The organism is Streptomyces sp. NPDC004610 (assembly GCF_040609715.1).
In the GTDB taxonomy this organism is placed as follows: domain Bacteria; phylum Actinomycetota; class Actinomycetes; order Streptomycetales; family Streptomycetaceae; genus Streptomyces.
The window spans coordinates 15262-40500 of the sequence record NZ_JBEXLA010000043.1; the positions used below are offsets into that span (position 1 = coordinate 15262).

Annotated in this window: 20 protein-coding genes and 2 pseudogenes; 6 read left to right on the forward strand and 16 right to left on the reverse strand. The window is 70.3% G+C overall.

What is annotated here, in order from left to right:
- Positions 1 to 48 precede the first annotated feature (48 nt).
- From ABZX40_RS35225 to hemL, 3 genes are all read right to left on the reverse strand, one after another.
- Positions 49 to 1353 (reverse strand): hypothetical protein, encoded by a 1305-nt coding sequence (locus ABZX40_RS35225; RefSeq protein ID WP_355747271.1) that lies wholly within the window; start codon positions 1351 to 1353, stop codon positions 49 to 51.
- 194 nt (positions 1354 to 1547) lie between these two features.
- Entirely contained in the window at positions 1548 to 2276 is a 729-nt protein-coding gene (locus ABZX40_RS35230) for a histidine phosphatase family protein (RefSeq protein ID WP_355747273.1), read from the reverse strand.
- Complete coding sequence (gene hemL / locus ABZX40_RS35235) at positions 2273 to 3592, reverse strand: glutamate-1-semialdehyde 2,1-aminomutase (protein WP_355747277.1); 1320 nt, start codon at positions 3590 to 3592, stop codon at positions 2273 to 2275. Before hemL ends, ABZX40_RS35230 begins: the two co-directional genes overlap by 4 nt.
- Positions 3593 to 4361: 769 nt before the next feature.
- Here hemL and ABZX40_RS35240 point away from each other — a divergent pair.
- A complete protein-coding gene (locus tag ABZX40_RS35240; protein WP_003974483.1) occupies positions 4362 to 4799 on the forward strand; it encodes a hypothetical protein in 438 nt (145 codons plus the stop codon).
- Positions 4800 to 4845: 46 nt separating this feature from the next.
- Here the strand turns inward: ABZX40_RS35240 and ABZX40_RS35245 are convergent, their stop codons facing one another.
- Positions 4846 to 5391: a flavoprotein gene (locus ABZX40_RS35245; RefSeq protein ID WP_355747281.1), complete on the reverse strand. Its 546-nt coding sequence runs from the start codon at positions 5389 to 5391 to the stop codon at positions 4846 to 4848.
- Positions 5388 to 6414: pseudogene (locus tag ABZX40_RS35250) on the reverse strand (helix-turn-helix transcriptional regulator). The gene ABZX40_RS35245 and the pseudogene ABZX40_RS35250 overlap by 4 nt, the downstream one beginning before the upstream one ends.
- Before the next feature lie 615 nt (positions 6415 to 7029).
- On the opposite strand from ABZX40_RS35250, the pseudogene ABZX40_RS35255 reads away from it, so the two are divergent.
- Positions 7030 to 7272, forward strand: a pseudogene (locus ABZX40_RS35255) (UDP-N-acetylglucosamine 1-carboxyvinyltransferase); the annotation flags it as partial.
- Positions 7273 to 7571: 299 nt separating this feature from the next.
- Here the strand turns inward: ABZX40_RS35255 and ABZX40_RS35260 are convergent.
- The 8 genes from ABZX40_RS35260 to ABZX40_RS35295 all read right to left on the reverse strand — a co-directional run bounded on the left by ABZX40_RS35260 (position 7572) and on the right by ABZX40_RS35295 (position 16398).
- A complete protein-coding gene (locus tag ABZX40_RS35260; protein ID WP_355747284.1) occupies positions 7572 to 8108 on the reverse strand; it encodes a hypothetical protein in 537 nt (178 codons plus the stop codon).
- Between the two features lie 14 nt (positions 8109 to 8122).
- Positions 8123 to 9946, reverse strand: coding sequence for an alpha/beta hydrolase (locus ABZX40_RS35265; RefSeq protein WP_355747286.1), 1824 nt, complete (start codon positions 9944 to 9946; stop codon positions 8123 to 8125).
- A 9-nt stretch (positions 9947 to 9955) separates the two neighbouring features.
- Positions 9956 to 10423 carry a hypothetical protein gene (locus ABZX40_RS35270; RefSeq protein WP_355747289.1) on the reverse strand — a complete coding sequence of 156 codons (468 nt, stop codon included), beginning with the start codon at positions 10421 to 10423 and terminating at the stop codon, positions 9956 to 9958.
- A 571-nt stretch (positions 10424 to 10994) separates the two neighbouring features.
- Complete coding sequence (locus ABZX40_RS35275; protein WP_355747291.1) at positions 10995 to 11537, reverse strand: hypothetical protein; 543 nt, start codon at positions 11535 to 11537, stop codon at positions 10995 to 10997.
- 158 nt (positions 11538 to 11695) lie between these two features.
- Positions 11696 to 13651, reverse strand: coding sequence for a hypothetical protein (locus tag ABZX40_RS35280; protein WP_356009171.1), 1956 nt, complete (start codon positions 13649 to 13651; stop codon positions 11696 to 11698).
- Between the two features lie 29 nt (positions 13652 to 13680).
- Positions 13681 to 14940: a 5'-methylthioadenosine/S-adenosylhomocysteine nucleosidase gene (locus tag ABZX40_RS35285; RefSeq protein ID WP_355747297.1), complete on the reverse strand. Its 1260-nt coding sequence runs from the start codon at positions 14938 to 14940 to the stop codon at positions 13681 to 13683.
- The gene (locus ABZX40_RS35290) at positions 14941 to 15708 is read right to left on the reverse strand and encodes an NUDIX domain-containing protein (RefSeq protein WP_355747300.1); all 768 of its coding nucleotides are present in this window, start codon (positions 15706 to 15708) and stop codon (positions 14941 to 14943) included.
- 276 nt (positions 15709 to 15984) lie between these two features.
- Positions 15985 to 16398 carry a hypothetical protein gene (locus ABZX40_RS35295; protein WP_355747302.1) on the reverse strand — a complete coding sequence of 138 codons (414 nt, stop codon included), beginning with the start codon at positions 16396 to 16398 and terminating at the stop codon, positions 15985 to 15987.
- Positions 16399 to 16814: 416 nt separating this feature from the next.
- Between ABZX40_RS35295 and ABZX40_RS35300 the strand changes: the two genes are divergently transcribed.
- Both ABZX40_RS35300 and ABZX40_RS35305 read left to right on the forward strand, forming a co-directional pair.
- Complete coding sequence (locus tag ABZX40_RS35300; RefSeq protein WP_355747304.1) at positions 16815 to 19667, forward strand: LuxR C-terminal-related transcriptional regulator; 2853 nt, start codon at positions 16815 to 16817, stop codon at positions 19665 to 19667.
- 80 nt (positions 19668 to 19747) lie between these two features.
- Positions 19748 to 19948: a hypothetical protein gene (locus ABZX40_RS35305; RefSeq protein WP_355747307.1), complete on the forward strand. Its 201-nt coding sequence runs from the start codon at positions 19748 to 19750 to the stop codon at positions 19946 to 19948.
- Positions 19949 to 20022: 74 nt separating this feature from the next.
- Here ABZX40_RS35305 and ABZX40_RS35310 read toward each other — a convergent pair whose 3' ends face one another.
- Positions 20023 to 21432, reverse strand: a complete 1410-nt coding sequence (locus tag ABZX40_RS35310) for a DUF2252 domain-containing protein (RefSeq protein ID WP_355747310.1) — start codon at positions 21430 to 21432, stop codon at positions 20023 to 20025.
- Positions 21433 to 21684: 252 nt separating this feature from the next.
- Here ABZX40_RS35310 and ABZX40_RS35315 point away from each other — a divergent pair, with 252 nt between their 5' ends.
- Both ABZX40_RS35315 and ABZX40_RS35320 read left to right on the forward strand, forming a co-directional pair.
- The gene (locus ABZX40_RS35315; RefSeq protein ID WP_355747313.1) at positions 21685 to 22155 is read left to right on the forward strand and encodes an SHOCT domain-containing protein; all 471 of its coding nucleotides are present in this window, start codon (positions 21685 to 21687) and stop codon (positions 22153 to 22155) included.
- A gap of 135 nt (positions 22156 to 22290) precedes the next feature.
- The gene (locus ABZX40_RS35320) at positions 22291 to 22704 is read left to right on the forward strand and encodes a helix-turn-helix transcriptional regulator (RefSeq protein ID WP_355747316.1); all 414 of its coding nucleotides are present in this window, start codon (positions 22291 to 22293) and stop codon (positions 22702 to 22704) included.
- Positions 22705 to 22751: 47 nt separating this feature from the next.
- Here ABZX40_RS35320 and ABZX40_RS35325 read toward each other — a convergent pair whose 3' ends face one another.
- Both ABZX40_RS35325 and ABZX40_RS35330 read right to left on the reverse strand, forming a co-directional pair.
- Complete coding sequence (locus ABZX40_RS35325) at positions 22752 to 23912, reverse strand: NAD-dependent formate dehydrogenase (protein ID WP_355747319.1); 1161 nt, start codon at positions 23910 to 23912, stop codon at positions 22752 to 22754.
- 188 nt (positions 23913 to 24100) lie between these two features.
- Positions 24101 to 25048 (reverse strand): LysR family transcriptional regulator, encoded by a 948-nt coding sequence (locus ABZX40_RS35330; protein ID WP_355747322.1) that lies wholly within the window; start codon positions 25046 to 25048, stop codon positions 24101 to 24103.
- Between the last annotated feature and the right edge of the window lie 191 nt (positions 25049 to 25239).

The following is a 25239-nucleotide window of genomic DNA, read 5'->3' on the forward strand; positions in this document are numbered from 1 at the left end:
CCGTTCCGGGGATCTTGGGCACCCCCCTCGGGACGGCAAACGGCCATTTCAGGCCGCGTTCGACGCCCCTGCGGGGGGCGAGGTGGAGGTGGCCGCGCCGCCGCCGAGGAATCCCTGCCAGCCGCCCGTGGGCGCCTGCCCCACATCCAGCGTCCGGAGCTGGTCCAGCACCTCGGGCTTCTGCACATCGAGCCAGTCCACGAACTGCCGGAAGGAGACCATCCGGACGTCCTCGCCCTTCTCCCTCTCCCGCGCGATGTGCTTGATCGACTCCTCGACGGCGTCCATATAGATCCCGCCGTTCCACTGCTCGAAGTGGTTGCCGACGAAGAAGGGAGCCCGATTGGTCTCGAAAGCCCGCTTGAATCCCTTGATGTACGCCTTCGTCGCCTGCTCGCGCCAGCCCGGGTAGTTGTGCGCGGGGGCGTTGGTGGAGTTCACGGACTGGTTGGCGAGGATGTTGTAGTCCATGGAGAGCACCTCGAAGCCGCGCCCCGGGAACGGTATCTGCTGCAGGGGCAGATCCCAGATCCCGTTCCGCTTGACCGGCCAGACCTGGCGTCCGCCGGGCGAGGAGGCGTCGTAGCGCCAGCCCAGCTCGCGGGCGACGGGCAGCAGCTTGTCCTGGCCGAGCAGACAGGGCGTGCGGGCGCCGACGAGTTCCTTGTCGTAGTCGAAGGGCAGGGACGGCAGATCGGTCCAGCCGGTGTTGGTCCGCCACTCCTTCACAAACGCCTTGGCCTGGTCTGTCTCGCTGCGCCACTGCTGCGGGGTCCAGTTGCCGACCGAGCCGGAACCGGCGCAGAAGTGCCCGTTGAAGTGGGTGCCTATCTCATGGCCTTCGAGCCAGGCGCGGCGGACGTTCTCCAGGGTGTCCTTGATGTGCGCGTCGGTGAGGTAGCCGATGTCGGAGGCGCCGCGGTCGTTGTTCGGCGGGTCGTACTTCCGCTTCTTCGACTCGGGCAGCAGATAGAGCCCGGAGAGGAAGAAGGTCATCCCGGCGCCGTGCTCCTCGGCGAGATCCAGGAAGCGGGGGAAGAGCCCGTTGCCGACCTCGGCCGCCCCGTCCCAGGAGAAGACCACGAACTGCGGCGGGGTCTCCCCCGGCTCCAGTGGCCGGGGCGCCTCGGGCTGGCGGGGCTGTTTGCCGGTGAAGGCCGTGGACCCGTCGCCGATGGGCTTGGCACTCGGCGACGGACTCCCGCCGCCGTCACCCCCCGCCCCGGTCCCCCCGGACCCGGAACCGCCGGAGCCCCCGGAGCCGTCCGATCCGGTACCGCATGCCGCGAGTCCCACCGTGGCGGCGGCGCCCGCGCCCAGTCCTAGCGCTCCCCTGCGGGTGATGTGAGGCATGAAGTCCCCGTCCCTGTGCGTCCTCTGTGGTCACCCAGTCAGAGGTGGACAGGAACGGGAAGGTTCCTTGCAGAAGTGAAGGTTTGCCTACAAATATGACGATCAGGTCACAAGGGGCACCGGGGAGCAACCGGGCGCACCGGGGCGCACCGGCGGCGGCAATGACCGGGCTCCGGACCCCGAACGGCCGGACCTCACGCCCCGAACGCCTTGTCCTTCCCCTTCACCGGCCGGGCCCCCACCCGCAGATGCGGCGGCACCAGCTCGCGCGCGGGCTCGCTGTACCCCACCGAGACGATCCGGTCGCCCTCGTAGGTGAAGGACGTCAGCGAGGCGAGGGTGCACTGCCGTCGGCGCGGGTCGTGCCAGAGTCGGCGCCGCTCGATGTAGGACCGCACGATCCAGATCGGCAGCTGATGGCTGACCAGCACGGCCTCGTGCCCGCGCGCCGCCTCCCGGGCGGCGTCCAGCGCCCCCATCATCCGGACGACCTGATCGACGTACGGCTCTCCCCATGACGGGCGGAACGGGTTGGTGAGGTGCCGCCAGTTCTCCGGCCGGCGCAGGGCGCCGTCACCGACGCCGAAGGTCTTGCCCTGGAAGACGTTCCCGGCCTCGATGAGCCGGCGGTCGGTCGCGAGGTCCAGGCCGTGCGTCTTGGCGATGGGGCTCGCGGTCTCCTGGGCGCGCTCCAGTGGGGAGGAGACGACCCGGGTGATGTCCCGGTCGGCGAGATGCTCGGCGACCCGGTCGGCCATCCGCTGCCCCAGCTCGGAGAGGTGGTAGCCGGGCAGCCGCCCGTACAGGATCCCCTCCGGGTTGGAGACCTCGCCGTGCCGCACCAGATGGACGACGGTGAGATCCCGCCGACCGCCCCCCTCTCCCCTTGCTTCCCCCGCGTCCGCTGCATCCCTGTACGTCATCGGTCCGTGGCCTCCGCCGCCGCTCGGGCCGCGGCCGGGAGCGCGTCGGCGATCCGCTCGACGGCCCGGTCGTCATGCGCGGTGGACACGAACCAGGACTCGAAGGACGAGGGCGGCAGATAGACCCCGCTCGCGAGCATGGAGTGGAAGAAGGCGTTGAAGCGGAACGACTCCTGCCGCCGGGCGTCCTCGTAGTCCCGCACCTCACGGCTGGTGAAGAAGACGGAGAACATATTGGAGGCGCTCTGGATGCGATGGGCGACGCCCTCCTTGGTGAGCGCGTCGGCGACCAGCCCCTGGATCCGCGCGGACACGGCGTCGACGACCTCGTAGGCCGCCTCGTCCAGCAGCCGGAGCTGGGCGAGCCCGGCGGCGGTGGCGACCGGGTTCCCGGAGAGGGTGCCGGCCTGGTAGACGGGCCCGGCCGGGGCGAGATGCCCCATCACATCGGCCCGCCCCCCGAACGCGGCGGCGGGGAAGCCCCCGCCCATCACCTTCCCGAAGGTCATCAGATCGGGCACGACCCCGTCGATCCCGAACCATCCGGCCCGGCTGGTACGGAACCCGGTCATCACCTCGTCGGAGATGAACAGCGCGCCGTTCTTCGCGCACGCGTCCTTCAGCCCCTGGTTGAACCCGGGCAGCGGCGGTACGACACCCATGTTCCCGGGGGACGCCTCGGTGATCACACAGGCGATCTCGCCCGGGTGGGCGTGGAAGGCGGCCTGGACGGCTTCGAGGTCGTTGTAGGGCAGGACGATGGTGTCCCCGGCCTGCGCCCCGGTGACGCCGGGGGTGTCGGGCAGCGCGAAGGTGGCGACACCGGAGCCGGCGGCGGCGAGCAGCGCGTCCACGTGCCCGTGGTAGCAGCCGGCGAACTTGATCACCTTGGTGCGGCCGGTGAAGCCGCGGGCGAGCCGGATGGCGGACATGGTGGCCTCGGTCCCGCTGGAGACCAGCCGGACCTGCTCCAGCGGGCCGACGCGCCCGGTCATCTCCTCGGCGAGCGCGACCTCGCCCTCACCGGGCGTACCGAAGGAGGTACCGCGGGCGACGGCCGCCTGTACGGCGGCGATCACCTCGGGGTGCGCGTGCCCGAGGATCATCGGCCCCCAGGAACAGACGAGGTCGACGTACTCGCGTCCGTCCGCGTCCGTCAGATACGGCCCGGTGCCGGACACCATGAACCGGGGGGTGCCGCCGACCGCGCGGAACGCACGGACCGGCGAGTTCACGCCACCGGGCGTGACGGCCGCGGCACGGTCGAACAGCGCCTGCGAGGCGGGTGCTTCGTATGGATATGGCAGTTCGCTCATGACCTTGCGACTTCTCCGACTTCTCGGACTCCGGGGGCAGTGATGCCCTCAGGGTAGGACAGGGGGTGGGGCGGGGGCCGCCGGCGGGGGCGAGGGCCGCCGGCGGGGCGAGGGGGCGGGGGGTGACTGGGCGGGGTGAGTGGGGTGGGCGGGGTGAGCGGCTGAGCGGGATGGACGTGGGGGCGTGAGTGGGATGGGCTTGGCGAGCGGGATGGACGTGGGGGCGTGAGTGGGTGGGATGGACTCGGCGAGCGGGATGGACGTGCGGGCGTGAGCGGGATGGACGTGGGGGCGTGAGCGGGGGCGTACGGACGGTCGTGGCGCGAACCGGCGGCGCAAACCGATGATCCTTCCCGGACCATCTGCGAAAATGACGGTTGAGAATGACCGTTGATACGTACAGCGTCCAGGGCCGTATGGGTTGGGTGCTGCGAAGAACCTGCGGACAGGTGTTTCACCGCACGTTTCGGCGAGCGGCCGTGGGGGAGGTCACTGACACGATGATCGGGTTGCACGGCCGGGGCCGGGCGTCCTAGAAAAGCAGTCGGGTGGAGATATGCATCGCGGTGGCGGACTGGGCGAGGGGACTGATGACCTGGGTCCTCGACGTGCCCGGCGGGGAAGGCACCGGCGCGACGCGGAGGAAGCCGCCGAGACACGTCAGGCACAGGGTGCGCCGAGCGAGCCCGAGCCGATCGACCGACGGATCGACCGACCGATCGACCGCCGGCTGGACGGCCTGCGGGCCGGGAGCAGGAATGGTGGTCGGGTGGGGGTGACGTACAAGTACTTCGGCGCGCCGGACGGGGCGACCGCGGCCCGGGTCCCGATCTCGATGCGTCCCGAGGAGCTCGGCGGCGACGAGCTCGGGATGAACGGCATGTTCACCAAGATCAAGCCGGAGACGATGGCCGCGATGGTCCTCACCGGCATCGAGGGCGTCCCGCTGCACAAGGTCCCGCCCCTGGAACTGGTCGTCCTGCACCCCGACTACGCGGTGGTCAAACTCCCCATGACGGTCGTCGACCCCCTGCGCGGCATCGGCGAGGAGGCGGTGGGCGCGGCGGCGTTCATCTGGTCGACGGTCCCGGATCGCGGGGGGCCGCGGGATGCGTTCAATGTGTACCAACTGCTGCATGAGTGGCAGGACTTCTCGCACCGGTTGCATGAGGCGGGGCATCAGCCGTATTGCCTTGTGTGGCCCTGAGCTGGGGTTTCATCGTTCCCCGTGCGCGCGAGCACGACGGCGCTGATCACGGCCGCGGGGACAGTCCGGGAGCGAGCAGCTCCAGCGCCTCCTCCCAGCGGTAGTGGTCGGCGCCGCCGCCGGCTTTGGGCCGGTGGGGTTCGTACGAGCCGATCAGGACGCCCATCTCGCGCAGCCGATCCAGACTCTGGTGGTAGGCGGGATGGGCGGCCTGGGCGGAGTTCAGGTATGGCAGCACCGCGACCGGAATCCCCATCGCGGGCGCCTCGCACAGGACGCCCAGCGCGAGATTGTCGGAGATCCCGGCGGCCCATTTGTTGACCGTGTTGAAACTCGCCGGGGCGACCGCAATCGCATCGGCGGTCCGGGGCGGGCGCGGTTCCCCCGGCGACCGCCAGGCGGAGCGGATGGGGCGGCCGGTCCGGGCCTCGACAGCCGCCACGTCAAGGAAACCGAGCCCTTGTGGGGTGGCGATGACGCCGACGTCCCAGTGCCGCTCCTGCGCAGCGGTGATCAGCCGGCCGACGTCGGCGGCGACCCCGGCGGCGCAGACCACGATCTGGAGGAACGGCTTGTCGTGCTGATCACTCACGCGGGCACTCCCAGTTGACGGCTGAAGTGGTGGAGTTCGGGCAGTGCCCGGCGGCGGTCGCGGGCCACCATGTCGGCGACCAGCTCGCGTACGGCCGGGCGGCGGACGTCCTGTGCCGCACAGCTCTCGGCGATGCGCAGGGCCTCGGCGAGGAAGTCCTGGGTGGCGTCCCGGTCGCCGTTTCTGCTGGCGGCGGTCGCCCCTCGGAGCAGCAGCAGACCGACGGCTGCCAAGTACCGGGGCGAGCGGCGGTCGTAGGAGCCGGTGAGCTGCTCGGCGGTGTGGCGGACCATGTTCATGGCCTGGGCGGTGTGCTTCTCCCGCACGAGAACGTGGGCGTGCTCGCGGACACTGGCGGCGAGCACCACCGGATGCCCCGACCGCTCCGCCTCGGCCATGGCCCGACCGGCAGCGAGCCACGCATGGCCCTGATCCGCTCGCTTCAGCAGCAGGCTGACCGACGTCTGGTAGCCGGTCGCGAGCAACCCGGACACCTCCACCGAGTCGGATGAGTCCTCGGCGGCCCGGCGCAGGTCGGCGATCAGCCCCGGCAGGGTCTGCTCCGGTTCCGCGCAGTCACACGTGCAGAACATCCGCCGTACGGCCCGTGTCCGGGCCCGCAGCCTGTCGAAGTCCAAGAACTGCCCGGTACTTGCAGAGTTCTTGCCGGGCATGAGGACCCGGACCAGCTCATGATGTGCCGGGGTCGACAACGGTGGGGCCGCCGCAAGCGCGGTGGCCGTCACATCCAGGAAAGCGGTGCATGTCCTCGGTTTCGGGATCGGCGGGGCTGGCGACGGGTGCGGCGGCTAGGCCGAGACGGTGCCGCGGAATCTTCAGCACCTGCGCGATCTCGCGCAGGATGCGTACGTCCCCCGTACCTCTGCCGCTCTCCAGGCGGCTCACCTTCGACTGGTGATACCCCAGTGCGACGGCGGCATCGCGCTGCGACCGCCCCTGTAGCACGCGTGCCTGACGGATCAGCTCACCGATCCGTCCTGCTTCACCCGGTGCGTCGACCATCTGTGCCACGGCTCCTCCTGCCGTCGCCGATCCCGCCTGCTCAACCGAACGTAACCGAGCGGCAATTGTCCGCGATGCAGCTCGTGCATGACTGATGCAGCCCCGGTACACAGTGTCTGCCCGTGTGCCTCCGGAGCGGTTGCGTAGAGCAGCCGCACCAATCCAGGAGGCAGTTCGTGACAGCGCGCCGGTTCGCTCTCTCCGTACCCGCCACGCCGAGTGCGGTCACCGCCGCCCGGCACCGGGCCGTCGAGGCGATAGAGGGCTGGGACGCTGGACTCGGCACCGGTGTGGTGCACACCGCCGAGCTTGTGATCGGCGAGTTCGTCACCAATGCGGTCCAGCACGCGGGCGTCGACCTGGTCTCCGTGACCGTGCGACTCGCCGGGGCCGCTTACGGATCGAGGTCGGCGACGCCTGCCCCCTGCTGCCCCAATCGGGTCTCCCGGATCTGTATGGCGAGAGCGGCCGAGGTCTGTTCCTCGTCGCTGCTCTCGCTGACCGGTACGGCGTCGAGCCGACGGCGGACGGGAAGCGCTGCTGGGCCGAATTCGCCCTGCCCACCAACGCCCACCAGAAGATCACTTTCCCCGTTCCCCCGCAGAGGAGTTGCTGATGAAAACCTCCCAGGCCCCCGGCGCTGCCGCCGAGGTGATCGCCGTACGCCCCGGACCACCCCTCACCGGCACCGTGACCGTCGACGCTTCCAAGAACGCCGCACTTCCGCTGCTGGCCGCTGCGGCAGCCCTCGGCCGTCCGGTGAGGCTGAGCAAACCTCCCGGCCAACACGGACGTCCAGACCAGCTTGCGCTGCTGGAGCAGGCTGGCTGGCACGTCCCACACCCCGTCCGGGACCCGGTGCGTCGTGGACGACGCAGGCCCCGCTCGGCTTCGTCTCCGAGGCACGTCGGCCGCCGCTCGCCCGCTGTCACCCGGCTCGCCGAGCTCCCCAGCTCACCCTTCGTTGTTTCCGGGTCCGTTGCCCGGTCGATCCCCGGCCGTCCGGGGTCAGTTGCCGACGAGTGCCTGTCTGATGCCGGGGATCTGGGGAGCGGCGATCGGCCACTCCGGGAGAGTGCTGCCGTATCCGAGCTCGGCTCTCTGGGGGCTCCCCCGGCTGGGGATCCCACCGACTCCTCGGCTTCCGGACACGCGCCTCAGCTCGTGATCGACGCGTCGCTCGACCAGAACGTCGACTCCACGTTCGGAGCTGGCAATTCCTGCCCAGAGTAGTCAGGGCCGTTCGGTGTGCTGGTCGGCTGAGCGACATCGGACTTGTCGACACACGGGGTGGTGATGCTCAGGTGGGCCTGACCATTGGGTGCGATGAGGACTTCGAGTTGGAAGCCGTCCTGTGTTCTGAAGTGGGCTGTCAGACCGTTCGGACTCGTGGCGACGAGTTCGTAGCCCTTGCTCTTCCAGTGGCGTTCCAGCACGCCGAGGAAGGCTCCGCGTCGTTCCGCGGAGATGACCGTCATGACGGAACGATCGCGGTCCACGTAGCAGTCACCCGGCATGGAGTACAGGTGAGTCCACTGCACTGGGGGCTTGATGGCAGCGAACGCCTCGTCCAGCATCGTGTCTGCTCTGTCGGCGGCCTCTTGCAGGTTCATTTTCGATTGACTTTCCCTGTTTGAGGACGGGGAATCGGAAACGCTGCATCCGGTCAGAAGCAGCGCCAGCGCCGCGGCCACTGCGCATCTTCTCATCATCGCGGCGTCTCCCTGATAACGTATTCCGGCTGGCCTGCGACAATGGCCGCGATGTTCTGTGCGGAAATCTTGTCTTTCCCATCCTCTGGTGAGAAGTAATTACTGTGGGCCTCGATATCTATCTTCGAGTTCAGCACATCTGGAAAGGAGGGTTGAACGAGCTCCGGTCCGGGCAGTGTTTCGAATCTATTGGCGCCGAACGATCGACTTGCCGGATCCTTACCGAACCAGATGTCGTCATCCCCCTGGTCAGCGATATCTCCTCCGAGGTACGCACCGAGCGGCCCGCCCCCGAGGAACCCTATCGCTCCCACCGCAGCTTCCGCTGACGACGGGAGCTTGGTGACGATGTCGTTCTCGGCCGCTCCGACCCAGACGCGATCCTTGCCCACACCGAGATCCTCCGCCTTGTCAACGCCGACCCCGGGACTTCCGACAAGAATGATGTCATCGACCCCTGGAATCCCTCCTGCCTCCTGAGTGGCGGCCCCTACCAACCGAGAGCCGTAGGAATGCCCGATGGCGGTGACATGAGGATCAGCATTCTCATTGGTTGCCGAAATCCCACTCATGAAACTGTTGTAGGTGGGGGCGCCGCGCTCGGCGTCGACCGTAGTCATTACATCGATCGATTGAGGCGCATCGTAGCCGAGCCATACGATCGCCGATGAAGATGGATCGAATTTCTGTGCGCCCTGGGCCGTATTGAAGGCGCGCTCCACCGTGCCGTCGGCAAATTCTGCGTTGAGTTTGGTGCCCAAGCCGGGCACGTATGCCGAGACGTTCTTCGAGGTATCAGGATTCCCAAAGGCGACGATCGCCCTACCATTCCCTTCGAGACCGATCCCCAGAAGGTACATGGGTGGCTGACTTCCCACGTTGAGCTTGTTCTGGATGCCCTTCAGTCCTTCGACTTTTTCCTTGGACGCCGCGTCGCGCTCACCCTCCAACTGTGCGATGAGGAGGCGGATGTGCTCCCGGTTCACCTCGTCCCGAACCGTTGCCGGGATGCCGTCCAAGTTGCCGATGACTTCCGGGAAGGCCGTCTTGTACTCGTCACGTTCCTCGTCACTGAGGCTGTCCCACCACTCTTTGCGGTCGGCGGGTGACTCGTCCAGCGGGATACGGCTCTGAAGGTACTCAATGGCCGCAGAACTCACAGCGTCGACATCGGATGCGACGTCCGCCCAGGTCTTCGCGTCGACGTTCAGCCCTGGCGCCGCCTTGAGCTTGTTCAGCGCCTGGCTGTAACGATCGTCGATCTCCCGGGCCTCCCGGACGGCATGGGCGATGCGGTCGGCGATGTCCACAGCTTTGGCGTGGTGCGGGTTCGGGTTCTTGAGCTGAGGGCTGCTCGGCACCAGCCCCGGTGATTGAAATCCTGTGTTGTTGCCAGGGATCAGCCCGTTGTTGCCCAGGACCGTGCCACCGGGAATCGACTCACCGGTGAGCTCATTCGCACCGCCGCTGGGATACGTGATGGTGCCGTCCGCGTTGACGGTGTACGCCAGGGCCGCCGCGTCGTCCAGGGCCTCGGCCAGGCGTCGCTTGGGGGCGGTGATCTCGGACGAGAACCCGTCGAGGGCTCCGGTGATCAGGCCGCACTCGACCCGGGTGTACCGGAAGTTCTCCGAGAGCATCCGTAGTTGCTTGAGTGCCGCGTCCGCGGCCTCACCCTCGTTGGCCTTCTCCACGGCGGCGGTGATCTGCTTGTCGATACGGTCCATGGCCGCGTCGGCCATACCGCTGATCGCGCGGTACCCGTCCGCCGCCTCCGCGTACTCGGTCGGCTTGAGGGCCTTGAGCGTCAGATGGTCCATGGGTCCAGGTCACCGGCCCTTGGCCTGGCCGCCGACGGGCGTGTCCTCGTAGTGGTCGGTCCGGAGCCCGGCGATCTCGCCCTTGATCGCCTCATCGGTCCGTAACTGGTCGTTGCCCGCCTTCTCCAACACCCCGGCAAGCCCGTCGCACACCCCGCCCACGTCCCTGACGTAGCGCTTCCAGGATTCATAGACGTCCTGTTGTGCTGCCGAGGCAAGGCACCCGGATTCCTTCCCGAGGCCCGTCTGGCACGACTCCATCTTCGCCCACGTCTTGTCGAGGTCCTCCCGTAAGGACCGGACGTCCTCCCCCGCCTTGGTCCACGCCGCTTTGTCGGACCTCAGTCTGAGGACACCGCCGCCACTGCCACCAGAACCGGCGGAGCCTTGGTCGGCGGGCAGTTGGTTGAGCCGCATTTGAGTGGTGTGCCGTTCGGTGGCTACGGCCTTGAGCTGTTCCCATTCCTCCCACGCCATGCGCGATCCCTCCCCGTGTCCTGGTCGTGCGTCGCCTGGTGAATACGAACCCGCGACGGTGGCGCTGTGGTGGCCAGGGCGTACCGTAGCGCCCCCGCATCACGTGCCCCATCCGTATCGGCCACCATCACGCCTGAGTATCTGTACTCAGACGGAACCCGGTCCTCGGTCGGACGGTGTGACGCGGTTCGCATGCTCGGAAGGGGGTGCCATGCCGTCGCGGCGCGAACCCTCGCGTGGTTTCTGGGTGGGTTGATCGGTCCCGGGGGGGGAGGGATGGTGATCTTGATGCGGCGGGGGGGGAGGGCGGGGGCTGGTAGTCCTTCAACGCCGTGCCGGTGGGGCCGTGTCCCCCTCGGAGACGCCGAGCGAGGTGCCGGGCTTCTGCTGATGTCGCTGCACGGCATGCGGGAAGGCGGGGCGAGCGGCGGCCGCCGTACTGGTTGATGTGTGTCCCTGAGCTGGGATTTCGGTCGTACTGGTGGGGCAGTGCGTAGCCCCGGTGATCGCGGGCGACCGCACCTGGCCGGACGGGCCTCGGCGCTCGCTATGGAGGGGGAACGGACCGGACTCACCGCTCCCGGCGGTACAGGAACTGCCAGGCCAGTACGGCCAGGGCAAGGGTCTGTGCCAGGGAGGCGATCACCAGGAGGGGCTGGACGGGGGGACCCGAGCACCAGAACGCGGTCATGCAGATCATGGGCAGGGCAAGGTAGGTGAAGAGATCCACGGCGGTCTGCAGTCGTTTGCGCGAGGTGCGGCCCCTGCCGACGCGGTGGTACTCCTCCCAGCCGAAGACGGTGCCGTGGGCGCCGCTGAGTTCGGCCAGGCGGGGGCCCAGCTGGTCGCGTATGTAGGAGCCGACCGCCGAGATCTTCTCGTCGTTGGCCAGATAGGTCCAGCCCAGGACCAGGCAGATCACCGGGACGGCGAGCAGTATTCGGGCCTGGTTGCTCTGGATGGTGATCGTCAGGACTGCCACGGACGCGGCGAGGGTGAAGTAGAGCAGGTTGTCGCGGAATCCGATCCGGGTCTTCTGCTCCTCCTTGATGCGGTCGTACTCGGCCAGCAGCAGTTTGCTCTCGGTGACGTCGTCTGTGGCGGCCATGGCCATTCCTCAGGTCGGTTCCCCGGTGGCGGGTGGGTTGGGGGGAGGGGGAGGGGAGGGTAAGGGGGCGGGCCGGTTCTCGGGCTTCGTGGCTCCGGGGTTTCGGGGATTCGGGGATTCGGGGGAGCCGGTTGTCCGCCCGCCCCCTTTGAGGGGGGTGGGGCTCAGTCGGTGGTCAGGAAGGGGGGCGGGGTGTGCGGGATGTTCCGTTCGATCCAGCCCTTTCCGTCCGCTGCGATTCCTTCCAGAAGGCGGAAGGTGTGGACGAAGCCGGCCGCATCGCGGTTGATCTCGGCGATTTCCTGTGCGTTCTCGTCCGGGGCCAGTTGATGGGTGTCGGCGTCCTTGACCCGAATGATCCTGGCCGGTCCGTTGGTGAGGATGAGTTCCAGGTCGTAGCCCACCTGGGCATGTTCGGCGACCTGTACGGAGGACAGGGCGTCGAAACGGTAGTTGCTCCGACGTTCGCTCTCGCTTCTCGCGTCGGCGAAATCGTAATCCGTACTGATTTCACGCATGCCGTCCTGTGTGACCAGGAAGAGGCGGAAGGTGTAACGCGAGTAACGCCAGGGACCGTTCCGTACCCGGCCCCGTTTGTAGGGGCGTGCGGGCGTCATCAGGATGGTGTAGGCGATCGGGTCGCGCCAGGTGAGCTCGTAGTGGCGGAGTGCCTCGTCGACGAGCAGCGTCTTGTCGCAGGTGAGCCAGGACTCCATTTCCTGCTCGCTGGGCCGTTTGCCGTCCAGGAAGTTCTTCCAAGTGGCGTACGCGGCTCGACGGGCGGCCAACTCTTCCACGTACGCCTGGGTTTCCGTGGCCAGTCGGTGGTCCTCGCCCCATGCCTCCAGCCAGGAGCGTCCGGCCAGGTAGCCGAAGCAGACCGCACCCGCGGCGGCCAGGACGGCGAGCACTGCGTACGCCTCTCCGGCCCCCGAAGCCGCTGTTCGGAGCAGGGCACTGATCACGGTACCGAGCGCCACCAGGACGATCACACACAACGTCCGTGTCCCCATGGGCAGCTCGCTCCGGTGGCGTTGCTTGAACAGAGTGCCCTTGCCATAGCGGTCCAGGGCATCCTCGGTGAGGTGGCGGATCAGCCAGCCGACCTGGTCCACATGGATGCGGCTCGCGCGGTAGAGAAACGCGACCTCGCCGACGAGGTCGAAGCGGATGCGGGCCGTCTGGTGGAGCCAGAGGTCGGGGGCGCATCCGGGGGGCACTTGGGTGCTGAAGCAGTGGTGGAACGCTTGATGGACACTGTTGGTGAACCCGTCCCCGGCAGTGGCGTGACCGTCCGCCTGGGACGCGCGGCTCCTGGTCTTCAGCCAGCGATCCTGGTACCACCACTGGCGGCCGAAGTAGGCCGCGGTCGGGACCGCCGCCAGCGCCACCGTCAGCTCGAGCACGGCCATGGCCGGGTTGGCGAGCAGCGCGAAGATCCAGAGGATCCCGGTGGTGGCGGCGAAGAGTGTGGCCCAGAGCGGGAGCACCTCCCGGGCGGCGGCAGCGGTGCTCTGACCGGGTGGCAGAGCGCGTGGTTCGGCGGGGTCGAGTTCGAAGTAGGCCCAGACCCGCTGTGTCCGGTCGTTGGCGAAGCGATCCGCCTCGGCGCGTTCGCGGTTCTCCGCCCACAGGCTGTCCTTCAGGCCGCCGGTGAGGATGAGGTCCAAGTGGCGGATGATCGCGTCGCGGTGGCCGGGCGGCAGGGCCCGCAGCCGTTTCAGTACGCGGTCCGGTTCGCCGTCCGCGGTGCTGGGCAACCGCAGCAGCTCGAAGACGGCGCGCAGGGCGTCCTTCCACTCCCCCTCGGCGTACTCCCCGAGGTGCGCGGCGACGTGGTGAAGCTGCTTGGTCTCCTCCCGGCTCAGCTCGTGGAAGGCACGGGTGCTGAGCAGGGCGAGCACCCAGTGGAAACGGACCTCCGCGTTGTCGTATCCGCGGGCGATCACGTCATTGAACACATCGCGGGCGCGGCTGGGAATGCCGTCCTGAAGGGATTTCACGCCGACCTTGTACTGCTCCTGTGGGGTGGCGTCCGGCTGGACGATGTAGACGCTGGAGTTGTGCACGGTCTCGGCCTGGATGCCGACGGTGGAGTCGTACGCGGCCGAACTGGCCACCGGTACCCGCTTCCTTCTGCTGCCGTCGGTCATGACAGTTCACCCGCCGCGACGACCATCGGTGCCAGCCCGGCCACCAACTCGGGAGACTCCGCGACCAGACCTCGTAACCTCTTAAGCGCCATGGTCGCCCTCCTGGCCGAGTCGGGGATGTTCTCCCTGGCCGCCCGGCGGGCGAAGCCCAGCTCGGCCAGCGCCTCCCGGTAGGTGTCCTCGTCGAGAGCCCCCTCGCCGTGGTACCGCTTCACCTGGTCGCGGAACTCGTCCAGGCCCGCGACCAGGTTCGCGATCACATCCGCGATCACATCCGCGGCCACGTTCACGGCCTCGTTCACCGCCAAGTCCGTCGGGTCCGTCGGGTCCGTCGTCGTCGGGTACGCCTGCACATGGACGCTGCTTCCCTCGACCGAACCGGCCATGATGCCGACGGTGCTGTGGCGGGCGGTGTTGCTGATCCGCTCCCTCCGGCCGTCCGCCGACCTACGGGGCCCGTCCGTCCGGGGTGCGGCCTGTGCTGTGGCCTCGGACATCACTGCCTGCTCACGTTCCGCCGCCAGCTCCACGGCCAGGCGCGTGGCGAACGCCGCCGCGTTCGCCGCGGCCCGCGGCTGCCAGTTGCGGTCCCTCGCGCCGGTCTTCGTACCGTCCGCGCGGTCGCTGATGCCTCGAACGACGGCCACCGGTGCCCCGTTGAGATGGCCGGCCTGGGCCACACCCGCGGCCTCCATCTCGATCGCGAGCGCGTCGTTGTAGTGCTGCCTAATCCATCGCGCCTCGGCCGACATCCGCGAGTTCTGCACGATCTCGCCGGCGGCGATCGCGCCGAAACGCACCTGCGGCGCGCGACCCCGACCGGGGAGGTCGTCCGCCCAATCGTCCATGCGTGCCAGATGCGAGGCGAGCTGGCTGATGCCGTGCGGCGCCTCCCATACCCGGGGACGGGCCTTGAGCCCGTCGTCCTCGCTGGTCCCACCGTGGTAGGCGTACACATGCGTCGCCATCACCACGTCGCCCAGCCTGGCGGTGTCCCAGAGGGCACCGGCGACCCCGACGAACAGCACGGCCAACGGGGAGAACTCCTGTATCGCCCGCTCGGCGATCACCGCCGCGGAGTGATTCCCTTTGTTCGTCAGACCGAGCACGAGCCGGCAAGAGGTGCCGTTCACCGTTCCCACCTCGAACCGTGTCCCCCGCTCATGACGGTGCGCCTGCGGACGGGCCAGTTTCCGGCGGACTGCCTGGTACTCAAGATTGAGGGCGGTGAGAATCACCACCGGGTCTGTCGACATCTATTCCCTCTCCTCCTGCATATCTAATTCCTCGGTCACGTCCCTGTTCGTTTCCGTCCCGGACGGCACCGGTCTGATCAGCTGGGGGATCAGCACCGTGTTCGGTCCTGCCCGGTACAGCCGGGCCGGTCGACCGCCCGTGACCCGGCGCACCGAGCCCGCGGGGACGATGAATCCCTTTACGGCCTGGATTTTCCGGTAGAAATTGCGGGTGTCGAGTTCGGTGCCCCACACCGCCTCGTACACCTGCTGCAACTCGGCGATGGTGAAGAATTCTCCGCAGAACGCCGTGGCCAGCGCCGAGAATTCGAGCTTGGTGCGTGCGCGCTCGATTCCGTCCAGCACAATTCGGCGGTGATCGAAGGCCAGTTCCATCCGGCCGGACACGACGTCCTCCGCCGGGACCCACGCCGCCGCCGCGGCATCGCTTCCCGCGACCGGTTCGGGCAGTCCCGGCGCGATCGCCAGATGCGCCACGGACACCACTCGCCCCCGCGGGTCACGCCCCGACGCCCCATAGGTGGCCAGCTGTTCGAGATGCACCCTCCCCGCGGACAGGGCGGTCTCCTCGCTCAGCTCGCGATGGGCGGCGTCCAGGATCTCCTCGCCGTCGTGATTGAGGAATCCGCCGGGCAGCGCCGGCATGCCCTGAAAGGGATCTTCGCCCCGCTCCACGAGCAGCACGCACAGCCGGCCCTCCCGCAGCGTCAGGATCACGAGATCGACCGTCAGGAGCACAGGTGTCGGTGACCACACATCAACTTGCATGGCAGCAACGATACTTAGTTCCTGTCAGTGTGACAAGAAAGGGGGTGGGAGAGGGGTGCCCGAGGGGAGGGTGAGGGTTTTTCGGCCGTCTGAGGTTCGCCAGGCGGGCCGTCTTTCTCGGGGCGGACGTCCCGCGACCGGCCTGGGATCTTCAGGGCACACCGGAGGACGGCAGCGTCGCCGATGGGCTCGGCCGCTACCGGCTTGATCGTTTTATTTGTTGTGGTTGTCGCGGCTATCGCCGCTATCGCAGTTGGCGTGGTGGCGCGGCTACGGCTACGGGTACGGAGTTCCGCCCATCGTCACCCGCCGGTACGCCGCCCTCGCGTGCACCACCCTCGCCACCACCGTGCCCACCAGCGCCGCCGTCAGCAGACAGGCCAGCCACAGGGTGTCCCTCGGGGCGGTCCAGGTGAGGGTGCCCGCGGGCGGGATCGCGAAGCCGTTGAGGAACAGCCAGCACAGCACCGCCGTGCCCGGCGCCGCCGTGAAGCGGGCCCATCCGCCGAGCAGGGCCGCCAGCAGGGACAACGCGGCGAGGGCGGGGCCGGGGCGGTCGGGGCCCAGGAGGGCGTTGTGCAGCGCCACCAGGGTCAGGGCACCCGCGAAGGCGGTCGCCCACACCAAGGGGGTGGCCACGGGGTGGGGGACGGGTCTGGGCCCGGCGCTCAGAAACACCCACTTGATCATGCTGACGGCACCCGGTTCCCCTCCCGTCCTCCCCTGCTGCGGGGACGCCGACCGCTTCATCGGCGTGGACGCTTGACGCTGGACGCTGCGGTGGATTCTCCCACCGGGGGGTGGGGGAAATCGACGGGCGGCACCAGACTCGGCACCACGCCCGGCGGCCCGCCCAGAGCCCGGCCGAGCCCACCCTCACCCTCACCCCCAGCCCCACCCGGCCCGCAACGCGCGCGCCCGCCCCCGGGCTGGGATCATGGAACGTGGTGCCGGTACTGGTGCCGGTGCTGGTACGGCGGCCTGGTCCCGCCGGTTCTGCCGACTCTGCCGGTTCTGGCGGTTCTGGCGGTTCTGGCGGTTCTGGCGGCGGACCGAGCCTGGCCGGGACGGCCACAGGTCCCTCCCGTCCTCCGAAGGCTGGGGTGGTGAGCGTCGTGGATGTGCAGGGCAGCGACGAGGCGCTCGGGAATCCAGGCGAGCAGCACGGCGCCGAGGCGCTCGGGAGTCCGGGTGCGCAGCGCCGCGACGAGTCGCTAGGAGATCCGGGTGGCCAGCGCAGCGACGAGGCGCTACGCGACCCCCTCCTCTTCACCCGCATGGTCGTGCCCGATCGCCCCGCCCGCTCCCTCCGGCGCCACCGCCTCGCCCGCCACCTGGACGAAGGGCTGGCCACACCGCTCACCCTGGTCAATGGGCCCGCCGGTGCCGGGAAGACGCTGGCCGTCGCCGACTGGGCCGCCGGGCTCGACCGGCCCGTGGCCTGGCTCACCGCCGAGAGCGGGGACCGTCGGCCCGGGGAGTTCTGGGCGTATCTGCTGGAGTCGCTGCGCCGGGCCGGTGTCGCCCTCGCGGTGCGGGTGCCCGCGGACGCCGTCCGGGTCGACCGGCGGATGCTGGCCCTGCTCGCCGAGGAACTGCGCGCGCGGGACGACGGTGTCGTGGCCGTCGTCGACGAGTTCGAGCGGGTCACCGGGGCCGATGTCGCCGAGCAGGTCGAGTTCGTGCTGCGGCACGCCGGGGGCGGGCTGCGGCTGGTGCTGGTCGCGCGGACCGAGCCGCTGCTGCCGCTGCACCGGTACCGGGTCGCCGGGCAGCTCACCGAGGTGCGCGGCGCCGAGCTGGCCTTCACCGACGACGAGGCCGCCCTGCTGCTGGAGCTGCACGGGCTGCGGCTGCCGTCCGCCACCGTGCACGCCCTGGTGGAGCGGACCCGGGGGTGGGCCGCCGGGCTGCGGCTGTGCGCCATGGCCGCGCTGGAGGCCGACGACCCCGAGGTCTATCTCAAGGAGTTCGAGGCCGACCGCGGTGCCGTCGCCGACTTCCTGCTCGCCGAGGTGCTCGCGCGGCAGCCCGGCGACGCCCAGGACCTGCTGCTGCGCACCAGCGTCCTCCGGCGCTTCGATCCCCCGCTGGCCAACGCCCTCACCGGGCGTTCCGACGCCGAACCGCTGCTGGTCGGGCTGCACCGGGAGAACGCCTTCGTGGAACCGCTCGGGCACGGCTGGTACCGGCTCCACCCGCTCTTCCGGGAGATCCTCCTCGCCCATCTGCGCGTACGGCTCCCCGGGCTCGAACCCGAGCTGCACCGGCGGGCCGCGCACCGGCTGCTGCGCTCCGGGGATCTCGCCGAGGCCCTCACCCACGCCGCCGCCGCGGGCGACTGGGACTTCGCCGCCGACGCCCTCGTGGACGACCTCGCCCTCGGGCAGTACTTCACCGGACTGCACGCCGGGGGCCTGCGGCGCCTCTTCGCCGGGATGGGAGCCATGGAGACCAAGGAAACCTTGGGAACTCCAGGAGCCCTGGGAACCGTGGAATCCACGGACGGAGACGGAACCTCCGGGTCGCTGGCCCCGCCTTCCCCCTCCCCCTCCGCCGGGCTGCTGCACGCCGCCCGAGCCTTCGGCGCGCGGGACATCGGACTCGGGTTCGCCCGGCTCGCCCGCGCCGACCAGGGGATGGCCGGTGGGGAGGGCTCCCCCCGCGCCCGGGTCTGCTCCGCCTTCCTGCACGGCGTCGGCGCCCGGCTCACCGGCGATCCCGACCTCGCCACCCGCGCCCTGCACGACTTCTCCGCCGCCTGTACGGACGTACCCTCCGCGCTGCTCGGGCGCCATCCCGAGCTGCGGGCGCTGCTGCTCGTCCAGGTGGGGGCCGCGTATGTGTGGGGCGGGCGGTTCGAGGAGGCGCGGGCGGTGCTCGCCGGGGCCGTCTCGGGCGACGACCCCTCCGGCGGGCCCCGGGCCGAGGCACTGGAGCTGCTCGCACTGATCGACCAGCTGTACGGGTGGCCCAGACGGGCCGAGCGGAAGGTCCCGGTCGGCGCGGGAACCGGCCTCGGGGCGCTGGTGCTCGCCGCCGTGGCCATCGAACGGGACGACCTGGACCGGGCCCAGGCACTGCTCGATGAAACGACGGAAACGACGGAAAGGACGGGTACGACAGATACGACAGCGATAGCGGGGATGGCGGAGGCGGCGCGGGCAGTTACGGCGACCGCCGCGCCAGCGCCCCCGCTCCCACCCCCCGGCCCCCTCTTCGACGCCGTACGCGCTCTCGTGCGGGCCCGGCTGATGCTCGCCCGCGGGCATCCCCGAGGGGTCGCCCCCACGCCCCCGGACACCACCCCCACCCCCTCCCCCTGGATCGACGCCCAGCGTGCCGCGCTCGCGCTGGCCGGCGCGCCCGCCGCGCGCCGTGCCGAAGCCGCCGAAGGGCTCGCCGCGGCCGGGCATCCGGCGCCGCTGGGCGCGGTGGAGGCCGCCTGGCTGCTGCTGGCCGCCGGGCGGGCCCGCGACGCCGCCGCCCTGGTCGGGCGGGTACGGGGCGATCATCGCGCCGGGCCCGCGGTGACCGTACGGGCCGCGCTGGTGCGGGCCCGGCTCGCGGAGCTGGCCGGGGACGCCGGTGCCGCCCGGCGGCTGCTGGGGCAGGCGCTGCTGGACGGGCGGCGCGAGCGGCTGCGGCGGCCCTTCCTGGACGCCGGGGCCTGGGTCGAGCCGCTGCTCAGCACGGAACCGCTGGACGAGCTGGCGGCGGGCTGGCTGCCGTACGGGGAGGGGGTGAGCGGGGAGCCGCCGCCCGTGGGGGAGCTGAGCGAGCGGGAGCGGGAGGTGCTGCGGCGGCTGGCCGGGATGATGTCGGCGCAGGAGATCGCCGCCGACCTGTGTGTCTCGGTCAACACGGTGAAGACCCACCTCAAGGGCGTCTACCGCAAGCTGGCGGTGAACCGGCGCAACGACGCCGTGCGCCGCGCCCGCGAGCTGGGGCTGCTCTGAGCCCGCCGCCCACCGATCGGAACCGGCTCACCTGTATCGGGTGAACCGCGCACCACCCGTCCCGGTCCAGCATCGTAGGCATGCGCTACGAGATCCGGATCGACGGGCTGATGTCGGACACGCTGACACGCGCCTTCCCGGAGCTGCGGCATGTGGTGATCCTGGGCCAGACCGTGCTGTTCGGGCCCGTCGTCGACGAGGCGCATCTGTACGGGCTGCTGTCCCGGTTCCAGTCGCTGGGTCTGCGGGTGGTGGAGCTGCGCCAGCTCCCGGAAGGCTGATCCTGTTCGAAGGCTGATCCTGTTCGAAGGCTGATCCGGCTCGAAGGCTGATCCTGATCCGGCACCGGTCGGCCCTACAGGTGCTGCGCCCGCACCCGCCCCTCCCGTACCGCCGTCCGCAGTTCCTCGAAGTCCCGTTCGTTGCGGTCGGCGTAGGACTGGGCGAACTCGGCGAGGGCCCGGTCGAAGCGGTCGCCGCCGCCCAGGTAGGCGCCGATGGCGATGGGGTCGCCGGAGCGGGCGTGGGCGCGGGCCAGGCACGCCCCGCACAGCCGGGCGAACAGGGTGAGCATCGGCGGGTCCATGGTCTCGGGGCGGGCGATGCCCTTCCAGTCCCAGAGCTGGCGGACGTAGAAGTCCCGGGACCGGTCGTCGAGGCCGGTGACATGGGTCCAGCCGAGGAAGATGTCGCTGGTCGTCTGGATCAGCCGCTGTCCCTCGACCACCCGGCGGCCCTGGTTGTCGTAGCCGTCGCCGCCGAGGGGTTCGGCGAGCACCGACGGTCCCGCCTCCTTCGCCTGGAGCAGCAGGGGATCGTCGTCGTCCCGGCCCAGCAGCAGCACCACCCAGCAGCGGGTGCCGACGCTGCCGACGCCGACCACCTTGCGGGCCATGTCGACCAGCCGGTAGTGGCGCAGCAGATGCCGGCGCTCGGCGGGCAGGGTCCGCGCGTAGCTCTCCAGCACGCCCCGCAGCTCCTTCTCCCGGCCCTCCTCGGACGGGTCGTCCAGGAGCTGGTCGAGGGGGGTGATCAGGGGCGGGTCGGCGGCGATCCGGCGGCCCTCGGCGGTGACGGTGGTCAGCTTGGCGAACGCCTTCATGCTGGTCCGGGTCCGGGCCCGCCGGGCGGCCTGCTGGGTACGGCGCTGCGAGCGGGCGTCCAGGGACGAGCCGAGCAGCTCCCGTACGGTGTCGGGGTCGTCCTGGGCGTACCAGATGTCCAGGGTGCGCATCCCGGCGAACTCGCGCATCCGGAGCCGGTACTCGGCGACGCAGGCCCGGACCAGGTCGTTCTGCTCCTTGACCGGGTAGCCGTTGGCGCGAGCGGCGATGGCCAGCCCGGTGGCGAGCCGCTTGACGTCCCACTCGAAGGGGCCCGGCAGGGTCTCGTCGAAGTCGTTGATGTCGAAGACCAGCCGGCGTTCCGGTGAGGCGAGCAGCCGGAAGTTCAGCGGATGGGCGTCGCCGCAGAGCTGGACGCCGAGGCCGCTGTCGGGGAGGGTGCCCAGGTCGGCCGCCATGATGGCCGCCGCGCCCCGGTAGAAGCGGAACGGCGATTCCATCATGCGTCCGTAGCGCAGCGGCACCAGTTCGGGTACGCGCTCGGCGGACTGCCCCTCGATCACCGCGATCGGGTCGAACCGGTCCGGGGGCGCCGTGAACCGGGCCTGCGCCGGGCGGGACACCCGCCCCCGCGCCTGCTTGCCGTACGCCGCCCGCTCCGCGGGGGTGAGGGCGGCGGTGAAGTCGGTCGCCGAGGCCATGACCGGACCTCCCTGTCCGTACGTCCCCCGTCCAGGTGTGCCCCTCCAGCTCACCAGAGGTTCCCCCGGCCCACCAGCGGGGACCGGGGGAACCTCCGGTGTCCTCAGGCCCGGGGGCCGGATCACCCTCGGGGGGTGACCCGCGGGGCGGCGGCCGGGCGGACCCTCGGAAGGGCCCGAGCGGGGCCGAAAGAGAGAGCCGAAGAAGAGAGCAGGGGGGGCTAGCAGGGCAAGGGGGGCCGGCCGAGAGAGATGAGCGCACCCATGTATCTGGCCTACGACTATCCGCTCCTGAGCGCCTTCTGGACCATGCTCCTGTTCTTCCTCTGGATCATGTGGTTCATCCTGCTGTTCCGGGTCGTCCTCGACATCTTCCGGGACGACCGGCTGAGCGGCTGGGCGAAGGCGGGCTGGCTGGTGCTCTGCATCGTGCTGCCGTTCCTCGGCGTGCTGGTGTACGTGATCGCGCGGGGCCGGAACATGGGCCGCCGGGAGATCGAGCAGGCGCGGGCGCAGCAGGAGCAGTTCGACGACTACATCAAGAAGACCGCGGGCGGCTCCACCGGGACCAGCAGCGCGGACGAGCTGGCCAAGCTGTCCGAGATCCGCGCCCGGGGCGACATCACGGACGACGAGTTCCGCCGGGCCAAGGAACTGGTGCTGACCGGACACGGCGCGGGCACCGGCGGCAGCGCGAGCGGCGACACCCGGCACGGCGGGTAGCGGCGGCGAGATCCGGCACGCCGGGCAGCGGCGGCCACACCCGGCACGCCAGGCAGCGGCGGCCACACCCGGCACGCCGGGCAGCGGCGGCCACACCCGGCGGCACCGGGCGGCGCGTCGCCTATCTTGGCCGTCATGCACGCTTACACCATCGGCCAGGCCGCCCGGCTGCTCGGCGTCAGCCCGGACACCGCCCGGCGCTGGGCGGACGCGGGCCGGGTCGCCACCCATCGCGACGAGGCCGGGCGGCGGTTCATCGAGGGCACGGCGCTCGCCGCGCTCTCGGTGGAACTGGCCAAGGGCGGGACCGCAGGCACCGCCGGGCCCGGCGACGAGGAGACCCCGTACACCTCCGTCCGCAACGCGTTCCCCGGCATCGTCACCGCCGTCAAGCTCGGCGATGTCGCCGCGCAGGTGGAGATCCAGGCCGGGCCGCACCGGCTGGTCTCGCTGCTCACCCGGGAGGCGGTGGAGGAACTGGGGCTGGAGGTGGGGATGGAGGCCACCGCACGGGTCAAGTCGACCAATGTGCACATCGACCGGGCCTGACCGCACCCCCGGCCCCGCCCCCACCCCCCGGGGTGGCCCCCCGCGTCCTACTTCGTGACCGAGTACGAGTGCGCGCCCGTCCCGGCGAGCGCGCCGCCGTCGACGATCAGATACTCGTCGCGGATCGGGCGGCCCGCGAAGAAGGACTCCAGGATCTCCCGGGTGCCGGCCGCGTAGCGGGTCTGCGCGGAGAGGGAGGAGCCGGAGATGTGCGGGGTCATGCCGTGGTGCGGCATGGACCGCCAGGGGTGGTCGGCGGGGGCCGGCTGCGGGTACCAGACATCACCGGCGTACCCGGCGAGCTGCCCGGACTCCAGCGCCCGGACCACCGCGTCCCGGTCCACGATCAGTCCGCGCGCGGTGTTGATCAGATACGCGCCCCGCTTCATCGTGCCGAGCAGTTCGTCGCCGAACAGGCCCTCGGTCTCCGGGTGCAGGGGGGCGTTGATGGTGATGACATCGCAGTGCGGGGCCATGTCGGCGGTGCTCTCGTGCCAGGTGAGCCCCAGCTCGCGCTCCACCTCCCCGGGCAGCCGGTGCCGGTCGGTGTAGTGCAGCTTGACGTCGAAGGGGGCGAGGCGGCGCAGTACCGCGAGCCCGATCCGCCCGGCGGCGACCGTGCCGACGTGCATCCCCTCCAGGTCGTAGGAGCGGGCCACGCAGTCGGCGATGTTCCAGCCGCCGTCCAGCACCACCCGGTGGGAGGGGAGGTAGTTGCGGACCAGGGACAGCGTCATCATCACCACATGCTCGGCGACGCTGATGCTGTTGCAGTACGTCACCTCCGCCACGGTCACCCCGTGCGCGATGGCCGCGTCCAGGTCGACATGGTCCGAGCCGATGCCCGCGGTGACCGCCAGCTTCAGATTCTTCGCGGCGGCGATCCGCTCGGCGGTGAGATACGCCGGCCAGAACGGCTGCGAGATCACGATGTCGGCGTCGGCCAGCTCCCGGTCGAAGACGGAACCGGCGCCCTCCTTGTCCGAGGTGACGACGAGGGTGTGCCCGGCCTTCTCCAGGAAGCCGCGCAGCCCCAGTTCCCCGGAGACACTGCCGAGCAACTGGCCGGGGGTGAAGTCGATCGCCTCGGGGGTGGGGGTGGTCTGGCCGCCGGGGTAGTGGTCGATGGGCGGGAGGTCGTCCCGGGCGTAAGTGGTGGGGTATCCGTCGGTGGGGTCGTCGTACAGGACGCAGAGCACCTTGGCCATGGTCGCGGCTCCTCAGCTTCCGTTGCTGACGTTGCTTCCGTTGCTGCCGTTGCTGCCGTAACTTCCGTTGCTTCCGTCGCGGTGGCCGGGGTTGTGCCGGAAGTGGCCGCGCGGGACGGTGGTTCCACGATCCCCGGGGGCGTTCGCCCTGGTCAAAGCGAACGTTGCTATGCGGGGATAGCGGATGGCTATGAACGGCCCCGGGGTGCGGCGGGCCGCAGATAGGTGTGCAGCCGGGCGTCCAGCGCGTCCCTTACGCCCGCCTCGCGGGCCACCGTCAGCAGGGCCCGCGCCAGCACCGACTCGGGTTCGCTGCGGGCGACGACCAGGCCGACCCGGGGTCCGTGCGCGGGGCCCTGGAGCGGTACGACCCGCATGCCGTCCGGCACCCCGAACAGATGCAGCCAGGCGTGCGAGACCACGCTCGACCAGCGCCCGCCCGGCAGATGGGCGTAGAGCCCGGCGACGCTGTCGGACTCGATGGCGGGCGCGGCGACGGCCCCGTCGGCGGCGAAACACTCGTCGATGATCCGGCGGTTGCGCATCCTCGGGGACAGCAGGCACAGCGGCAGCGCGGCGGCCTGCGCCCAGCGCGCGGAGTCCACCGCGCCGAGCGGACCGTCGACCGGGGTCAGCAGCATGTACCGCTCCTCGTAGAGGGGGAGGCTGCGGACCCGGCGCAGGGTGTCGTCGTCCAGGTAGGTCATCGCCGCGTCGAGTTCGAACTCCGCGAGGCCGTGCCGGATCTGTGCCGACGACAGCGACTCCAGGGTGACCCCGGCGCGCGGATGCCGGTCGCAGAACGGGGTGGTGAGGAGGGAGGCGACGGGCAGCGCGGTCGGGACGACACCCAGGCGCAGGGTGCCGGTCAGCCCGCCGCGCAGCGCCGACAGCTCCTGACGCAGGGCGTCCTGCTCGGCCAGCATCTTGTGCGCCCAGGCGAGAACCACGTCGCCCTCCGGGGTGAGCCCCTCGTAGCGCCGGCTGCCGCGGCGCACCAGGGGCACGCCGAGTTCGTGTTCGAGGCGGCGGATCGCGGCGGAGAGGGAGGGCTGGGAGACATAGCAGGCGGCTGCGGCACGGGCGAAGTGCCGCTCCCTGGCGAGCGCGACGAGGTACTCCAACTGACGCAGCACGCGAACGCTCCTGGGGTCGGGGCGGTGACCGACGGCGGGCGGTCGGTCGGTTTGGGGGGCGGTCACCGACGGCGGGCGGGCTGTCGGCTCGGGGGCGGGTCGGTCACTGGCTTCGGGCGGGTGGGTGGCTTGGGGGTGTTGGGGGTCGGTCGGTCACTGGCTTCGGGCTCAGGGGGTGGGGCGGGTCGGTC